Annotated in this window: 1 protein-coding gene; it reads right to left on the reverse strand. The window is 67.8% G+C overall.

Translation table 11 applies throughout. The annotated features are described in order from the left end of the window. Positions 1-765 (reverse strand): ATP-binding cassette domain-containing protein (locus tag HHX35_RS42370; RefSeq protein ID WP_259405918.1); only part of this gene is annotated, 765 nt, incomplete at its 3' end. Positions 766-822: the final 57 nt, after the last annotated feature.

Genomic DNA, 822 nt, shown 5'->3' on the forward strand with positions numbered 1-822 from the left:
CGGATCAGGCGGACGAATGTCCAACGCCTCCGACAACCGCTTGGCCTCGGCGAACTCACCACGCCGATCCAGCCAGCCCAGCCACCGCGGCTTGGTGTAGCGGCTCAGGCTCGCCAGCGTGATGTTCTGCGCCACCGGATGATCCAGCAGCAACGCCTGCGCCTTACGCTCCTCCGGCGCCAGACCCATGCCCATCCGCACCGCCCGGGTCGTACTGCCCGGCCGCACCACCCGCCCATCCAGCACAACCCGGCCACTGGCCCGCCGCGCACCGTAGATCGCCTCGACGATCTCACTGCGGCCCGAACCGACCAGACCGGCCAGCCCGACGATCTCCCCGGCCCGGATACTGAACGACACCTCCGCGAACCGGCCCGGCAGCGTCAGGTTCTCCACCCGCAACACCTCCGGCCGCCCCTCATGAGCATCCCGGCCCGGCCGCGGCGGGAACACATACTCCACATTCCGGCCGGTCATCAACGCCACGATCTGCGAAGTCGGCGTGTCCTTGGCCGCCAGACCCACCGCGACCGTCCGCCCGTCCTTCAACACCGTGACCCGATCCCCGATCTCCCGGATCTCCTCCAAACGGTGGGAGATGTAGATCACCGCCACCCCCTGAGAGGTGAGATCACGGATCACCCGGAACAGGTTTTCCACCTCGTCATGCGCCAACGCCGCCGACGGCTCGTCCATGATGATCAACCGAGCCGAATGCGACAACGCCCGAGCCATGCTCACGATCTGCTTGTGCGCCGGAGACAACCGGCCCACCTCGGTACGAGGCCGGATCTCCCCATGCCCCAACCGCCCCAGCAACTC

It is taken from the genome of Microbispora sp. H10830 (assembly GCF_014161375.1).
Classification (GTDB): Bacteria; Actinomycetota; Actinomycetes; order Streptosporangiales; family Streptosporangiaceae; genus Microbispora; species Microbispora catharanthi.